Genomic DNA, 15,602 nt, shown 5'->3' on the forward strand with positions numbered 1-15,602 from the left:
ATTTTGGCTGATCTATCAACCCTCTCAGCTAGTCTCTTGTCTCGACGAGGAAAATCTTGGACTCACGAACCGTCGAGCCCGATGCGGGACATCGAGTCCTCTATTTACTGGTAGAAAGATGGAGTCCTGGTCGCCGGCGACGACTGCTGCAAGCAATTCGTGCTTGCAGAGGACTCTCCAGGGTTGATCGTGCTTGTATGGACACGAACAGACAAGGCCATCTGACCAGGGGATGAACGGATACCGTCCCCCAGTCGTATACTCTCCCACGAGCAGTGGTGCCGGGAGTTCGATTCCGAACTCGCTTGGGCGTGCTGCCGCAGAGCTCTCACTGCAGGACAGGTCTGCTTCTCGAATGACGTCCTTCGCTGGGAGGTTGTGGGATCGGGCATACTTGGAAGGTGTTTGATCGTCATCTCCGAGGACAACCATCCCGACAAGTGTGTTCTGCCTGGTAAGGGCCTCAGCGTTTGGCTGTGCCCCGAGGACACCCTCTAAGAGCGTCCCGTACGACGATTCTTTCAGAACTTGGTACAGATTGAGCCAGGGAATCAGCTTCCTGTACCAGTTCGCACGGCGCTTGCGTTCAGAGTGAAGCGCTTTTCCCGGATCTGTCGCTGACCGACACTGCCGCAAGCGGTGAGTGAGAAACGCAGGTGCCTCACTGAGTGCTTGATCATCCTCGAAGAGATCGTAGTATCGCTCTTCTTCGTTGAACGTCCGACGGCACGTCTCTTCGGCGTATTTCAGACCGACTGGTTTCGTCTTCCCTGACTGTTTCCAGGGATCTGCGTTCTCAGGACTGCCCTTCCAAGAGTTGTAGTTCTCCAGTAATTGATCGCGGCGGATTGGACCGCCAGCCATGAAATCGAGCCGAATACGGTGTTCGACTGGTTCAACTGCCGGAGGATCAATTTCAACATCGTAGTCGTGTAGAGCGTCGGTTCCACTCATTGACCCTGGTGGTAGTCGAAGGGGCGGTAGCGTCGATGACGCGGCATGGATGTTTCTTCGTTGCATTCGTCTCACGGGCTGAACTGGACGCCGCCCTGTACCCCATTCGGGTGGATAAACCGAGGTGAGCGTGGAGTTCAGAAGCCGACGAGGAGGCTGGCGAACTGATCGAGTCGGTTGTCTAACTGGTCCCCATCGTAGATCGTCGCTTCCCGCTCGTAATATGCGGCGAGTTCTGAGGCATCAGCCGATAGCTTTCCTGTCTGAGTGTCAGTGGCGATCGTGAGAGCACAGATCGGTGCAGGAGAGGCGCGGATCTGTTCGATGACGTCGTCGACGCTACTGGGCTCTCCGTCGGTCACGGCCACAATAAGCGGTTCGTCGCGGTGGTCCTCGACGAGCTGACTTGCAAGTTTGAGTGCGTCTGCCAACGGCGTGCCCCCGCCACAGTCTGTGTCCAGTAGCGTCGCCTGGATGTGTCGCGTCTCGACTGAGAACGGCTTTACGAGCCGGGCTTGGCTGTCGATGAAATCGACGATCGCGACATCGATCCCCAGCCCTTCGGCGGCGACGGCGAACCGCGCTAGTGCCTTCGTTGCGACCTCGATCTTCGGGGGGTCGCCGTTCCGCATTGAGCCAGACCGGTCGAGAACCAACACTAGTGCATATCGTTTCTCACGCCCCGGCGTGTCGACCTTGCAGACCCGAGGGTCACCAATCAAAAGCCGATGTCCTGCAGTGGTATCGTAGCTGCCGGCGGTCAAGCCTCGCCGGACACCACGTTGACGGTCGAGACGGAGCTGTTTCTCGAGCGTGCCAGCAACCTGGGCAGCGCCGTCTTCGATGTCGGCCCATACCCCTGGAGATGCCGGGTCGTCATTGACTGGGACGATCTCCAATTCGTCGAGCTGGCCTGGGCCCCCAGCAGTGCCGCCGGCTGCTTGATCGTCTGAATTATCTCGGTCGAGTCGTCGGGCGAGGCCTTCCAGTTCGCGCTCTAGGGCGTCAGTGTCGATACCCTCTCGATCTGCTTCGTCGTGAGCCGCCCTCCGGTCCGCTTCGAGTGCCCCTTCGTAGGCGTCTTCCTCGTCAGCGGAATTCCGGTCGAGTGCCTCCGCGTGCGCTGGGACGGGATCGGCTGCCGAGTCTATCTCCTCGTGGGGTGAGGGACTCGTAACCGGTAGCTCTCTTCCGTTATGATCCTGTTCCAGACCTTCTCGAGAGTCGGTTGTCTCTCTCGTTTCGCGGTCGTTCTGAGAAGCGTCGGCAGCGTCGAAGTCTCCGATGGTCGACTGACGTGCAGCAATAGAATCGTCATCCCTCTTCTCCTCCGCTGGGGACTGTCCACGTTGCGGGGAATCGAGGTGTGATCCAGGTTGCTCAATGGTGCGAGCGAGTGCCCGCGCTCTCGTGTCTGTGGGGTTCGAGGTCTGCGACGGCTGGTCTTCATCGCCGTCGGTCGGGCTTGGTGTCTCGTCGGGGCCGGTAGCTGACGTATCGGTGCCATGAGAACCAGGGGCCTGAGGAGACGGTGGTGCTTGGAGCTCCTCGTCGAATGAATCCGGAGTAATCGAGGGCTGGCTGAGGACGTCCTGGAATGGATCGTCAGTTGCGCTCCTGTCGAGTTGCGGGTATTCGTCGGTTCCGGAAGATTCAGATTCTGAGGAGGGATTGGAGTCTACATCAGATTCCTCAGACTCGCCCTGATCTGGGGACTGTGTTGATCCTTCGGAGCGCTCCTCTAGGAGTGGGAAAATTGCTGACTGCCACGTCTCGACGACCAATTGGGCTCGCCGTACAGATGCCGTCTTGTCGTGGCTGTGGGTGATATCGTCTGGTTCTGCACTCCGGATTGCGAGGGCATCCCGCGCTAACGTTTGGAGTGACTCCTGAACAGTGTCGAATCCCGAGGCATCCGTCTCCGACGCGAAGAGTATACGCTCATCATCTTCGTCGAGAAGAACCTCTGTGATACCCGTCGGAAAGATTGCCCACTCGTAGAGGGCGCTCGTCACTGCATCCCAGAACGAGAAGAGGACTTGCTCGTCGGCAGGGATATCATCGGGAACCTGCGAGTGGATTCTACGGGTGAGTTCGAGGCGTATCTCGGCGTTGTCGCTGAAGTTTGCTCCCTCGATCGCTTCCTGTTCGATGGCACCGTCCTCGATGATATTGACGAGGTCGTGAACCTGCTGGCGATAGTCGGAATCAATCTCGGATTCGAGGAGTTCTGCGATGGGGGCGATGGCTGTTTTGAGAATATGGAGTAGTTCGTGAAAGGCGAGACCGAACTGGTGGGCGTGGTCGGCTGTCAGCTGATCGTTCACCGGAATTCGGTCTATCGGTGCTGGTTCCGTCGTCACTAGAATGAGGAATTCAGCGTCGACACTTTCGAGTAACTGTGCGGCCTGCTGCCGTTCAAAATCGGTCGCATCACTTCTTGCGAGCGCATCGGGTTCTGCAGGGAGGACCGCCGCGGTCTTGACGGCTGGCGTAAGAACGACTTCTACGTCGACACCTGAAGGCAGATGCCCGCAGATGAACGCCCGGAGCCTGTCGGCCCTACTAGCCGAGGTGCGAACGCGAGAGGCGGTATCGGGTGTGAGCCTCTCTAATTGAAGTATTGTATCGGCTGAATGAGTATCGGACATACGAATGCACGAGATGTTGTGCTCTCCTCAATCTCTTATGCGAGATAAACTGCTATAGAGAGTAGGTGCCTCAGAATTCACCGACCTGAAAGACTGAGAAATTAACGGGTCTGCTCTTCATCGAGTATCGGAGAGAGGGCTGTCAACCGTTTTAGATGAGGCACTTGTCGTGGGGTGAACCCGTGTTCTATCGTAGAAGGCAACAATCATCAATTCTGACTAAGCGAGTTCCTTTCGATTCTGTCCTGCCGGGAGGTCGAATTCGATGGTTTTGGCGGGCCTAGAAGACTGAATTCAAATTCACTTCCTCGCCACTTTTATACGGGTGGATACTCTATGACTCTCTGTTCCCCGATAGAAAACGACCCGGGAACCACGAGGTCGATCAATGAGTTCGTATTCGACGCCCCCGAGCACTTGTAGAGGCCAGCAAACACTGCACGATGTCGCTACTTCTCACCTGATCCGTCAGTTCCCTGCCGGTGTTATCCTACGTTACGAGGCCGACAATGACCGTCTGGAGGAGTTTATTCTCAGGAACACGCTCATCACCTACGTGATGTTCAACTTCTGTGACGCGATGGAACTTATCGGAGAGCATGGATCTCTGCACGCTTACCTTTCCGACTGGCAGATCCCCATAGTCACCGCGACCGAGAAGGACGAGATCCTCAAGAACCGAACGCGGGACGATATCCGCCATCTTCTAAAGCGAATCCAGCCTGCGGTCTACGTCCCGGACGCTGGGAAGGTCTACGGCAACGATCTGGAGTACAAGCAGCGTGGCGGCCTACAAGAATACCGAGTCCGAGTTGACTGGGTCGTCAACGAGATTGAACGGCAGGGGTGGGAAATCGAAGTTCTACCCCTCGCCAAGGCGATGGAGCCGTGGCAGTTCAAGGAGATGCTCCCATGGTATCGGGAGCATGATTTCCAGAACTTCGCCTTCTACGCACGACAGTACTACACTCACGGGAATCGATTCAACGCCCTTAGGAAGCACACGAACAATCTCGTGGACATCGTTGATCCCGAGAACGTCTTCATGATTGCTCTCCACGGCAAAACCCACTTGCGGAAGCTCCCGTCTCGGGTCAACGGTGCGAGTGGTCTCAAGCAGTTCATCGACAACTGCGACTACGACAACGAACAGTTCGAGCAGTGGCGGACTGACCTCGAAGCGAATTCCCTGAACGCAGGCGACGACCTCCTGGAGTATTAACAATGGGTAAGGGTCCTACTGGAACGAGCGAGAGCACCGACAACGAACCAGAAGAGGAAGAACCCAAGGTCCACCCGGACCAGACGGACTTCGACGAACACGACACTCTCGAGAACGACGATCCCGACCAAGAGGAAACCCCAACGCCGCCCGCTGGAGGCGGCGGTGGTAGAGGTGGTGCAGGTGGTGGAGGAGGGCCTGGTGCCGCTCCTGTTACCCCCGGCGGTGAGGAGGCTCCTGAAACAGACGAACCCGAAGATGAGCCAGAAAAGAAGTCGCCCGAAGCGGACGAGCCGCCAGAGCCACCCGAGGAGACGGAGCAGTCCGAGGAGACGGATGACACCGAAGACGAAGAAGAGGACGAGGAGCCAGAGGAAAAGGAGGCGGAGATAATCGTCTACACCGACCCCTGGGACATCACGGGCTGGGGCAACGAACCGGATCTCCGTCGCCTGCAGGAGACGTTCGGAGACAAACTCACGATCGAGTACGACGTCCTCCCAGCTCGTACGATTGAAGAGTGGAAGGGCGACACCGAGATGCCCACCGTCGACGGCCCGGACCTTCCCGAATCCACGGCGGATTCATACCGGGCGCTCACCGCTGCTCAGGAGCAGGGTCTCGCCCGCGAGTACCTCCGACGACTCCGGATCGCAGCGTTATCTGAGGGCCGTGACATCGAGAGCGAGGACATCCTTGTCGAGCTCGCCGCAGAGGTCGGACTCGACGCCGGCCAACTCCGAGAGGATATGGCGAACGTCGATATCGAGGTCCCAGAACCCGTCGAGGAGACGCCCCATATGGAGGTCACGATTGCCGACATCCCGCACTTCTGGACTGAGAACATCGAATTCGGTCGGATCTTCGGACGAATGGTTGGTGAGGGTGTTCAGCCACAGCCGACGGGACGGATGATTCCTCAGTTCGTTGCCGAGTACGAACCGGTCACTACCGCCGAGGTGGCGGAGACCTTTGAGCTGGACCAAGTCCAAGCAGCCGAGGAACTCCGGCAGCGGGAGAACGTCGTGTCCCGCGACTTCGGATCCGGAACATTCTGGTTCCCAATCTAAGGACACCTGCACAGTATATGGCGAAGACTGATAGGGACACTCCGAGCTGAGTACTTACCAATAATTAGCCGGTTAGCGCACTTGTCTGGAGGGGGTAATCGATCGGTCGGATAATCGGTTTACTGCTGGGGCTCATCGCGATCTCGAGTGAACTCCATCGTTCCATACGTCGTTTTCTGGCTGCCGTCCTGCTCGGAGGCACGGGCAGGTCCAGTGTAGTAGTAGCCTGCCAGTCGGTCTATCGACTCGCGGTATGTGAGCCGCGCCGTCCCGTCGTATGGTCCTTCATCTTCTGACTGCTCGTCCACGTCTGCACCCTCGTTCTCGTACAGATAGGAGACCTTCGTGTGCAGCGTTCCCTCGGTCTGGAAGCTGGCTCCCGTGCTCACCGAGGGCGACCGTTCAGTCTCAAAGTGCACGATAATCTTGCTCCACGTCTGCTCGATATCCAGTGTGGCCGGCATCGGTTGGTAGCCGCCATCAGCGAGGTAGTCGTCTGGAATCTCGCCTTCGTAGTTGGATTTTATTTCTCCTTCCCAGTGTCCGGTGAGGTCGGGGACGGCTACTATGAAATTGGGCATCCAGGGCTTGTTCCACAGTCGACGATCGAACACTCGATGGATCAGGCCGAACACGACCCCGAACGCCAGACCAGGAATCAACAGTGGTGGCATCTCGAACGGGATTTGCTGGTAGAGCCACGGGAAAACGTAGACGTTCAGCACAAACACGATGACGAACGCGATGACGCCCAAGATTGCCAGCAACGTCGATCGGAACTCGTTATCGCTGGAATAGACGTGCATTCATCTGGTTGGACTCGGCGTTCTCCCAGTACGTTTCCAGGGCATCGACAAACAGCTTGGCGTGCCAGGTGTCCCACTTCGTAGACCCACTGCCGAAAAGGTCCGTTACTTTATTCTGGCACTTCCAATCGGAGTAGTCAGTTTCCTGCAAATAGTCCACGATCTTGACGAACCGCTCCTGAAGGTCATCGGTGTACCGGCCCGGTGGGACATTGTAGAGGAGACACTCGATGAAATAGGACGCGACGATGTCGTCGGTGATGTAGTCGTCCTCGACGACCTCCTTGCGAGTGTTCTTGAACATCCGCACGGTCTCCTTGAACCGATCATCGGTCTCGTCCTGCTTGTCTGCGCCGTGATTTCGGTGGCGCGTTGGGTAATTCACAACTGAGGAGTTCGATCCCGTAGGCCAGAAGATAATCCCCTCGTAGTAGCCCTGCGGGAAGTTGTAGTAGTGCTTGTACTTGACGCACACCACAACGTCAGCGTCGAGCGGGAGACCTGGAGCCGAGATCTCGATAGCATTCCCAGATGGATCGAAGGTACCCTCCGGGTAGGTGTTCTGGAGGACGCTCAGGACGTCGTCGCGGAACTCGTCGTACCCGTAGTCGAAGTCCTCGTCGTCGATATCTTCCTGGTCTTCCGGATCGAGGTCGTGGAGATTGAAGTACTCGAACTCGTCGAGGCGAACGACGATATCAACGTCACTCGAGTCGCGGATGATTGTGTTGTTCGCGTACGACCCTTGCAGAAAATCGTGGAATTCGACATCATCGAGTGTGCCGCTATCGTTGAGTGCGTTCCGGATCTTCGTATGTGTGTCCTGCGCGGACTGGAGGGCAGCCCGTTTTGGGTCGGTCCAGCTTTCGAGCGTGTCCTCATCGATCGCCATAGCAGCCTCCAAAAGAAACTGACATCGTTTCGAGGTTAGGCGCGATAATCACGACTCAAGATGCCTTCTACTGCTCCTTAACCGTTCGCAGAGCAAGGTGAAAGTGGAACCGGGAAGATTTTGACGTTTGGTCAGGAAGGGTCTGTAACTCCCTCTCCATGGCGATAGACTCAGGGACATTGGAATCGTGGGCGCAGTACGATAGCGGCCCTATTGATTCCGCAAAGCGCACCCACAACCGAATCCAGAACGAGCTGCAGGCCAGCGACACGCTCGCCGACGCGAATTTCGAGACGTATCTGCAGGGGTCGTACGCGAACTACACCATCGTCCGGGCGAGCAGCGATGTCGACATTGTGGTCCAGCTCAAAGATGTGTACTACGTCGACCTCTCCGGTCTCACGTCAGATGAACGGGACAAATGGCGGCGGCACTCCGGCGACCCGGATTACAGCTGGCAAGCGTTCCGAACCGATGTCGCCGACTTTCTGGAGTCTCGCTTCGGATCCCCGGCTGTCGACCCGGTCGGGAAAGCCATCGAGGTCGATACAAGCAAACTACCGCTCAACGCCGACGTGCTCGTCTGTGCGGATCACCGAGACTACTACAACTACCCGAACGGCTACCACTCGGGTATCGCGTTCTTCGACCTCACCAACACAAAAATAGTCAATTATCCGAAACAGCACATCAGTAAGGGGAGCACCAAGCAGTCGAGCACGAACGACCGGTTCAAGGAGACCGTCCGCATCTTCAAACGAGCACGGAACTATCTCGTTGACAACAATGCGCTAAATAAGGAGAACGTACCGTCGTACTTCATCGAGAACCTGCTTTACAACGTCCCGGACGGTCGATATACTTACGACAAGCAGGACCGCGTCAAGAAAATCCTTCGCTATCTCAATACGACAGACTACAGCGATTGGACGTGCCAAAACGGCATCACCGACATGTTTGGGTCGGGAACCGCTGAGTGGAACACGCGGTACGCGGACCAGTACGTCAACGCGATGGTCAAACTCTGCGACAACTGGTAACCCATGCACACATACTCTACAGACAACGACCTCCGGCCGAAAGTCTACGGTGTTCTGGCACTGCTCGCCTACGGGATTACGGTCCTCGTCGAGTTGGTGACCACGGCGCTTTCGACGGTCCTCCCATTTGCGGCAGGGTTCGTTGTCTCGTGGGGACTTGCATTCGCCATCATCTGGAAAATCCACGATCGATGGTTCTGGAAGACCCGTATTGCACGAGCACTCGGGTTCACTCGCGTCCCGAACCTCAACGGCAAATGGGAGGGATGGATCGTCACCTCGTACGAGGGAGACATAGACGACCAGGCGCTCCATCCGGATAACGATCCTACTGAGGACGGCCAGAAAATGAAAGCGTGGCTCGATATCGACCAGACGTGGCGGAAGATCAACGTCCACTTCGAGACTATCCAGACGCCGTCGGACAGTAACGGTGCAACGATGCTAACTGAGGAAGGGAAGTGGCCCAGCCTCAGCTACCAATACGAAAACCCAGGCTCTCCACTTGTTGAGGGGTTGGATATGCACTTCGGGACTGCGTCTCTGGAGTACCGCGACGATGGCAACAGGGAGACGCTTGAAGGGCTCTACTACACTGGCCCAGGACGCGATAACAATGGTCTGATGTACTTCGAGCAGGTCGATTGACCGGAACATCTTTGCGTTCCTGACAGCTAACGTGAGCTATGACCGAGACGAAGAAGTGCCCTACCTGTGATGGAAGTGGTGCTACAGCTGATCCGCAGACGGGATTTGGAAACTGTCCGAAGTGCGACGGGACTGGAACGGTTTCCCGAGGAATGCACGAAAATCTCACTCAGGGTCAGCGACAGGCTCTCGGGACCGGTGGTGGGGCTATTGCTGGCTTCGCAGCTGGCGGACCGGTAGGCGCAATAATTGGCGGAGGCCTCGGACTGATTTTCTCGACGGACGACGACGATGACGGTATTGGCGGCGCATGATTGAGAATTGATCTATTAGCTAACTGCCTCCGAATCGAGACCAACTAACATAGGAGCTGACAAGGGGACAATCCACGGGGGTCCCACCGCTGTACATCTTGGATACTTTCGGCACGACATGCTTGAATTCTCGCCCGGTCACTCCTTACAGATAGTCATTCAGTGTCTCGTAGGTGTCCTCCGGATACTGATTCGGCTCGGCGACCGCCCACACCTCGTTCTTGACCGCCGCCTTCGGTGAAGCACCGTCCTCAATGTGCTCACAGAGAATCGTCAGATTCCGAGTCGAGAGAGTTGGCCAGCTCTCGTTCTGCCGGCTCTGATGAGCGAACTGGACGATCTTCCTGAGCGTCCCGCGATCCACAACTTCGTGACTGGTATTCACCTGTGCATCCAGCGTGACGACCTCTTCCTCGACGTCCTGAATGTAGGGCTGCTCCAGCGCTCGGAACCGGCCACGAGTGGCCGAGTTCATCGGCTCGGAATCACGGTACTCCCTGGTCGGTGGGTTCATCGTAATCACAATTCGCGCAGACGGATGAGGTTCGACCAACTCACCGTGGGCCTTCACGAGGAGTTTCCCCTCATTGAGCAGGCGGTGTAGAGACATCGCGGCGCCGGCTCGCATCACTGGAAACTCATTGAGCACCAGCACCGACCCGTTCAGAAGCGCTTGCTTTGCGGGACCGTTCCGCGGTGCAATTAGCCCGTCCTCGGTGGGGGTGAGCGGTCCGAAGAGATCCTCCGTGTGGGTTGCCTCGTCACAGTCTACCGAGACGTAGCCCCGATTCGTCCGGTGACACAGGTACTTGACCAGATAGTTCTTCCCGGAGCCTCGAGGGCCAACAACCCGAACTGGAACCAGCCCACGAGCGAGTTTCTTCGCGAGGAGTTCGTCCAGCGGAAGTTGAAGCCGTGGTTCGGTCGGAGCTGCTGGCGGGACGACGTCGCCCGCTTCGTCGACTGGGAGGGCGTCATCACCGGCGTCAGGATGTGTCGCTGCCTTCGGTACGTCAGGATGGTCAGGGTTATCGAGGATGTGGAGGCCTGTTGGGACAGGATCCTGTGCATTCCGCCCGATATCGGACACATACTGTGCGTCGACGGCATCAGGCGATAAGCCATCCGTGCGGTAGCGGGGTTCCCCCACGGCCTCGTTGGCAGTCGTAATGTCGAGGACCTGAGCGACACCATGCTGCCCAGTTTCATCGAGTCGTCGAGAGTATCGGGCGTCAGCAACTCGCGCAAGCCACACACCGACCGGAACGTGCCGGGGAGCGGCCTGAAGAATCGCCTCTGCTCGGCTCTCTGTTAGCGTGCCAGTCAGATTCGCGAGGTCAGCAACTTCCGCGTCGACTAGCTCGGTGAACGTCGTGTAGCCTGCGTTTCTGAGTGCAGTCGCAATGCTTTCGGTGACGACATCGAGAATTTCGAAATCGTCACCCGCAGACGCGCCAGCGGGACCACCGAACGCTTCCGTAATCACGGGCGGTTCTGGACCCTGTGGAGAGACGCCGACGATTGTCGTGCTCCCACCAGACCCCCGGTCGAGCGTGAACGTCCCATCCGCTGCTCCAGCATCGAGGAGATCGGCGGCCTCTTGCTCACCGATATCGACGTAATCACAGACTCGAAGCGTAACGCGTTCGACCGGGACCGTCCCGCCCTCGCGCTTGAGGAGGCGATGCACCAGGTGCGAAAGGACGACGAGCGGTTCTGGCGAGTCGATCGTCGAGTCGGGTTCTGATGAAGACATAGTGCGTATGCGAGACTCTGTTAGGAGCCCCGTCGCCCGCTTTCGGGCTGATAAATACCAGCCTCAAGACGAGCCTTCGATGTCGTCGAGGCGGTGCTGAACCCGGTCGTGGAGTCGTTGGGCGGCCCCGTCAGTGAGATTCGCTTCAGTATCTACCTCGATGCCAGGAATATCGATGACGTCTTCGAGCGCGTCGCTGAGCGTCTGCTGACTGGCTGGCAGAACACGCTCTTCGGGTTCGTCGGTTTGCCGGTCGTGTTCTTTCATCGCCAGTTGAATCATCATCGCTGGTTTTCGAAGCAGTTCGCCAGCGACCTCGAGATACTCTTGATGGGTATTCGATGCCCAGGACCCCTCGTACTCATCGAGGAGTGCGATCAACAGGGAGAGCTGGAGATTGTACACGGTTGGTCGCGACGATGGAGACGCCAGCGTCGTGGCTCGGTCCGCAGCGGCCTCGGCGTACCTGTTGGCGACGCCCCAGTAGCGGTAGCAGGTAGCCGCATCGAACGGAAGGTCGTCGAAGTCGTAGGCGATGGCCCGCGTTCTTCGGATCGCCAAATCGACTCTCACCAGGCGGTCGGCGATGTCGTCATAGATCGCCTTCCACCACTCGTTGATCGGAACTCTGTCGTTCGCCCGTTCGTGGTCGGCGTCGGTGGCCCGACCGTAGTGACGGCGAGTGTACCGCTTGCCCGTGTCGGGGACGATAGTCCCGGTCTCGGGGAAGTAGAGGATCGGTTTCGCCCACAGCGTCTGTGTCCCCCGGAAATCGTAGCCGGTCTCGAATCCCCCATAGACGACGAGATCTGGCTCGGTTGCCCCAGAGACGCTGGTGACACCGTCGATATCCTCCTCTACCTCAGGCTCTTCACTTGCCGTGACGGTGTGTTCGAGACTGGGACAGACGACGAACATCTTGAGGAGTCCACCCCAGTCGCGGTAGCTTGCCCAGCCGAATGCCTCAGTCTCACCGCGCTGCTGGAGTGCTCCCACGATTGGAAGGTACGCCTCTTGCGGATTGATGATAGAGTATCGATCCGAGGCGATCTGCCAGCGGAACTTGACATCGAAGCCCAGCGCACACAGCGCCTTGCGGCGTTCGTCGACGATATCCTTGTGATCTCGGACACGAACCAACGGGTCGGACGACGAGTCTGTGGCGATCTCCGAGAGGGACTGACCGGTCGCCGTCTCCAGCGTATCGATATCCAGACCCTCGACATTGCGGAGAGCTTCGATGTTGATGGTCCCGTCGACGCCGACGAACTCGTTTGTGGCCCAGAGTTCTCCCGAACTCGCTTGTGGGAGGACGTTGAGAACGTCTTTCAGGGAACGAGGGTTCGGATCGAGACACCCCGTTTCTGGTGAAACGCCGTCTGGATACTCCGCGTCGTCTGCCGGCGTCAACCCTGCAAACGCGTGCGTTGCTTCCTGTTCTAGGAGGTCGAGGACCGAAATGGATGCAGCAACTGATTGGTGGTTATCCTCGCCTGAACGGGAGTTCGACGTGGAGTTCTCTCGCTCACGGCTCGCTTCTGACTGTGTATGTGTCGACATGGCGAATCAGATGGGAAACAGTCGAGGCCAGCCGTAGTGGACACTCGACGAGTCTTCCCCTCAACCCATTGAGGAGGGTAAAATGGGGCGGCGCTGTCTCATACAGCACTACCCCGAAACGGATGCCGATGAGTCTCCTGTCGCGCCTGTTTGCTCTTCATCATCGCTGGCATGCGCGTCATTCGGCGTAACTCAGATTGAGCTGAGATAGCGCAGATTGGCAAGCTGGCGAAAGCTATATTCGTGTAGGTCCCAGATTTAGATATAGGTAGAATGGTGCTGGAAGACATCCCTTCGATTGAGGAGCTGGCTGAGATTACTGGCCAGACCGAAGAGCAGCTCCAGAAAGATCGGGAAGCATCTACCCGGATGGCCCGGTCGAGTTCTGAGGAGCCTCGGCACCACGCAGACGACTAAATCCTTCTTCAATGAGCGGCTCTGGGTCTACAAACACTATTGACCAACTACTGGGTCATACAGATGGACCCTCGTCAGAAATCACAGACAGAGACTTGGTCCGTGCGCGGTCCTCAGCGTACATCGTCCACGGGAATTTCCGTGACTTGGCCGAGATGTGTGATGACATCGCGACCACAGGGCTGGTGAAAACCTCGAAAGAAGCCGACAATACTGATGTGGAAAATGAGGTGTATCGGAGAGTCCATAATTATGTCTCATCTCTCTATTCGTACAATGAACACATTCGAGAGATTCTCAATAGGCGTCTTGGCCAACACATAGGGAAGCGATATTTTCTGCCGGGAAAAGACAACAGGGCAGCTCCAGACTATACCAAACGGGGTGCGTTTCTGTGGGGACTACGAAACGATTTCCAACACGGTGACTACTGGTGCCTGTCTGTAGAGAAGGCGAATCAGGACCAAGACTACGCGTTCTACCATTTGCGCTTCGAAAAGCAGGATTTCAATGCGACACCAAAGGGAGGGATCGAAGACGCAGGTGGATATGTCGCTCATGCCCCGGATGGTGAATACGAGTATCCACTTCCGTATATCGCTCATTTCCATCGCAATCTGTTTAATGACTTTGAGAGTGACTTCGAATCCTGGTGCGATCAATGAGTTCTGAGGCGGTCGTGGTTTTCTAGACTGGTATGCCCATCGCAACAGCTAACGAGGCAATTATGACCTCAACCACCCATCTCGGCAGTCATGACTCGCGATACGCTCTGGGAGCCCGATGCATCCACAGATAGGACATTGCATTAGTGGAGTCGGCGGGAGCCTTTCCCACTCACAAAGAGCTGCGCGGATGTGTTCACGAGTATCCGGAGAATCCGACCGAGTAAGCGCCTGCACAAGGTGCATCCGAAGTCGCTCACGGGCCGTCATTCAACATCCAGTCGACGCACTCCCCACAAGTGTGGTCGGCATTGTCGAAGGAATTGCAGATATCTTCTTGAGGCTGCCTTGCCTGAGAGGTAGCTTTTCGCTTCATCGCAGGGCCGTCTGAAGCGGTATTGTACTTAAAGTCGTAGAAGAATAGCTCGCTCTGCTGTTCAATGTATATTTTTCGTCTAACCGCTCACCAGCATCTCCTGCTCATCGTCGTAGCGTGGGATGTACTCCTCACCGCCGAACCAGCGAATGAGAGTTGACCGAAGACTTCGAATTCTCTCCTCGGTCGACTCGCCAACGTGATCGACGGTTCTGAGCGTCGTGGCGTAGCAGGCCCAAGCCGCGAACTCGCCCATCGTCTCGAACTCCTCAGCGATGGCCCGCTTGGCGGCAGCGGACGTCAGTCGGCCATGTGTCGAAAGCCACTGCTCCGGCAGTGATTCGGCAGCAGGATCACGGTTCCCCAGTCGGATTTCCTGAAGTCGATGCAGGTTTCCCCTGGTGTTTCCCTTCTTCCAGAGGACTGCGTCGTATCGACGGACCAGGGCAAGTTCATCAGCGTAAGTGATCGAATCCAAGTCGATCGTTTCGATGTCGACGTCGTCCGGTTGGGGTGCGGTGTTCTCGGGATAGTCCCTATGGAGGTACTGTTCACGGAAGCTCAAATCTCGGAAGTCTTGCAGCCGTATCGACCACTCAGTACCGCTCAGTTCGCGTTTGACGAAGTTCTCTGCGAACAGATGATAGTCATCGATTGCGACTTCAACCCCGAAAGCGGAAGCAAGCAGGGCAATAGCGAGTTGGCAAGCGCGTTCTGGTGACGCGTCCGGCCCCCAATCGAACCCGCCCGGCGACACAGTATGCACCATCAGGTGTTTGTCAAGGAGATCGTCGCCAGCGTAGACGAGACAGCCCCCAAGTGTGCGTTCTCCGCGATACCGCCGCGCTCGGTACTTTGACTGTGAGTAGCTCGTTTTCATAGATCCTCAATCAATTATTTCAGATAAATGGCTCTGTTGAAGAGCTACGCCGCTGATACCTTTTTCAGGCCGTGCTGGATACAGGGGGCGCGTATCTCGCACCAGTGGGACGGATTAGGCCACCTCTTCGAGTATAGACACGCCACTGCCATCTTCTAACTCCCATTCTCACTCGTCTTCGACACGAACGCGGATGTCCTCGAACAGTTCTACGGTGCCCACCGAAAGCCCGATGGCAGTTTCTGCCTTCGACTGTGAGTTCCAGCGCCAGTGATTTTATCGCTTGGACTCCCACGGAGAGTATATAAACAAGCCTTTCAGGGTGAGGCAGCGCTGATAGGGGACCTCCAC

At 57.0% G+C, this 15,602-nt stretch carries 13 protein-coding genes; 6 read left to right on the forward strand and 7 right to left on the reverse strand.

Features of this window, described 5'->3' with window-relative positions; genetic code table 11:
• Positions 1-24: 24 nt before the first annotated feature.
• On the reverse strand, positions 25-954 hold the full coding sequence (locus NOV86_RS21415; protein ID WP_267643870.1) for a hypothetical protein: 930 nt from the start codon (positions 952-954) through the stop codon (positions 25-27).
• Between the two features lie 137 nt (positions 955-1,091).
• Positions 1,092-3,605 carry a VWA domain-containing protein gene (locus tag NOV86_RS21420; protein WP_267643871.1) on the reverse strand — a complete coding sequence of 838 codons (2,514 nt, stop codon included), beginning with the start codon at positions 3,603-3,605 and terminating at the stop codon, positions 1,092-1,094.
• A gap of 388 nt (positions 3,606-3,993) precedes the next feature.
• Between NOV86_RS21420 and NOV86_RS21425 the strand changes: the two genes are divergently transcribed.
• Positions 3,994-4,827, forward strand: coding sequence for a hypothetical protein (locus tag NOV86_RS21425; protein ID WP_267643872.1), 834 nt, complete (start codon positions 3,994-3,996; stop codon positions 4,825-4,827).
• Positions 4,828-4,829: 2 nt separating this feature from the next.
• Complete coding sequence (locus NOV86_RS21430) at positions 4,830-5,897, forward strand: DsbA family oxidoreductase (protein WP_267643873.1); 1,068 nt, start codon at positions 4,830-4,832, stop codon at positions 5,895-5,897.
• A 119-nt stretch (positions 5,898-6,016) separates the two neighbouring features.
• On the opposite strand, the gene NOV86_RS21435 is transcribed toward NOV86_RS21430, so the two are convergent.
• Positions 6,017-6,703 carry a Cap15 family cyclic dinucleotide receptor domain-containing protein gene (locus NOV86_RS21435; protein ID WP_267643874.1) on the reverse strand — a complete coding sequence of 229 codons (687 nt, stop codon included), beginning with the start codon at positions 6,701-6,703 and terminating at the stop codon, positions 6,017-6,019.
• On the reverse strand, positions 6,681-7,595 hold the full coding sequence (locus NOV86_RS21440) for a nucleotidyltransferase domain-containing protein (protein WP_267643875.1): 915 nt from the start codon (positions 7,593-7,595) through the stop codon (positions 6,681-6,683). The genes NOV86_RS21435 and NOV86_RS21440 overlap by 23 nt, the downstream gene beginning before the upstream one ends.
• A 158-nt stretch (positions 7,596-7,753) precedes the next feature.
• On the opposite strand from NOV86_RS21440, the gene NOV86_RS21445 reads away from it, so the two are divergent.
• The 3 genes from NOV86_RS21445 to NOV86_RS21455 are packed head-to-tail and all read left to right on the forward strand — an operon-like array spanning position 7,754 to position 9,597.
• Positions 7,754-8,635 carry a nucleotidyltransferase domain-containing protein gene (locus tag NOV86_RS21445; protein ID WP_267643876.1) on the forward strand — a complete coding sequence of 294 codons (882 nt, stop codon included), beginning with the start codon at positions 7,754-7,756 and terminating at the stop codon, positions 8,633-8,635.
• Positions 8,636-8,638: 3 nt separating this feature from the next.
• A complete protein-coding gene (locus NOV86_RS21450; protein ID WP_267643877.1) occupies positions 8,639-9,283 on the forward strand; it encodes a Cap15 family cyclic dinucleotide receptor domain-containing protein in 645 nt (214 codons plus the stop codon).
• Positions 9,284-9,321: 38 nt separating this feature from the next.
• Positions 9,322-9,597, forward strand: a complete 276-nt coding sequence (locus NOV86_RS21455) for a hypothetical protein (RefSeq protein WP_267643878.1) — start codon at positions 9,322-9,324, stop codon at positions 9,595-9,597.
• Positions 9,598-9,742: 145 nt separating this feature from the next.
• Here NOV86_RS21455 and NOV86_RS21460 read toward each other — a convergent pair whose 3' ends face one another.
• Together NOV86_RS21460 and NOV86_RS21465 are read right to left on the reverse strand one after the other, a co-directional pair.
• Positions 9,743-11,353 (reverse strand): AAA family ATPase, encoded by a 1,611-nt coding sequence (locus tag NOV86_RS21460; protein WP_267643879.1) that lies wholly within the window; start codon positions 11,351-11,353, stop codon positions 9,743-9,745.
• Positions 11,354-11,416: 63 nt separating this feature from the next.
• Complete coding sequence (locus tag NOV86_RS21465) at positions 11,417-12,913, reverse strand: hypothetical protein (protein ID WP_267643880.1); 1,497 nt, start codon at positions 12,911-12,913, stop codon at positions 11,417-11,419.
• A gap of 572 nt (positions 12,914-13,485) precedes the next feature.
• Here NOV86_RS21465 and NOV86_RS21470 point away from each other — a divergent pair.
• Entirely contained in the window at positions 13,486-13,995 is a 510-nt protein-coding gene (locus tag NOV86_RS21470; RefSeq protein WP_267643881.1) for a hypothetical protein, read from the forward strand.
• Between the two features lie 455 nt (positions 13,996-14,450).
• Here the strand turns inward: NOV86_RS21470 and NOV86_RS21475 are convergent, their stop codons facing one another.
• Positions 14,451-15,251, reverse strand: a complete 801-nt coding sequence (locus NOV86_RS21475; protein WP_267643882.1) for a DUF6166 domain-containing protein — start codon at positions 15,249-15,251, stop codon at positions 14,451-14,453.
• Between the last annotated feature and the right edge of the window lie 351 nt (positions 15,252-15,602).

Source organism: Haloarchaeobius amylolyticus, assembly GCF_026616195.1.
In the GTDB taxonomy this organism is placed as follows: domain Archaea; phylum Halobacteriota; class Halobacteria; order Halobacteriales; family Natrialbaceae; genus Haloarchaeobius; species Haloarchaeobius amylolyticus.

Excerpts from the sequence above, each read along its gene's own strand:
- NOV86_RS21415 (WP_267643870.1), bottom strand. The coding sequence starts at position 954 with ATGAGTGGAACCGACGCTCTACACGACTACGATGTTGAAATTGATCCT.
- NOV86_RS21420 (WP_267643871.1), bottom strand. The coding sequence starts at position 3,605 with ATGTCCGATACTCATTCAGCCGATACAATACTTCAATTAGAGAGGCTC.
- NOV86_RS21425 (WP_267643872.1), top strand. The coding sequence starts at position 3,994 with ATGAGTTCGTATTCGACGCCCCCGAGCACTTGTAGAGGCCAGCAAACA.
- NOV86_RS21430 (WP_267643873.1), top strand. The coding sequence starts at position 4,830 with ATGGGTAAGGGTCCTACTGGAACGAGCGAGAGCACCGACAACGAACCA.
- NOV86_RS21435 (WP_267643874.1), bottom strand. The coding sequence starts at position 6,703 with ATGCACGTCTATTCCAGCGATAACGAGTTCCGATCGACGTTGCTGGCA.
- NOV86_RS21440 (WP_267643875.1), bottom strand. The coding sequence starts at position 7,595 with ATGGCGATCGATGAGGACACGCTCGAAAGCTGGACCGACCCAAAACGG.
- NOV86_RS21445 (WP_267643876.1), top strand. The coding sequence starts at position 7,754 with ATGGCGATAGACTCAGGGACATTGGAATCGTGGGCGCAGTACGATAGC.
- NOV86_RS21450 (WP_267643877.1), top strand. The coding sequence starts at position 8,639 with ATGCACACATACTCTACAGACAACGACCTCCGGCCGAAAGTCTACGGT.
- NOV86_RS21455 (WP_267643878.1), top strand. The coding sequence starts at position 9,322 with ATGACCGAGACGAAGAAGTGCCCTACCTGTGATGGAAGTGGTGCTACA.
- NOV86_RS21460 (WP_267643879.1), bottom strand. The coding sequence starts at position 11,353 with ATGTCTTCATCAGAACCCGACTCGACGATCGACTCGCCAGAACCGCTC.
- NOV86_RS21465 (WP_267643880.1), bottom strand. The coding sequence starts at position 12,913 with ATGTCGACACATACACAGTCAGAAGCGAGCCGTGAGCGAGAGAACTCC.
- NOV86_RS21470 (WP_267643881.1), top strand. The coding sequence starts at position 13,486 with ATGTGTGATGACATCGCGACCACAGGGCTGGTGAAAACCTCGAAAGAA.
- NOV86_RS21475 (WP_267643882.1), bottom strand. The coding sequence starts at position 15,251 with ATGAAAACGAGCTACTCACAGTCAAAGTACCGAGCGCGGCGGTATCGC.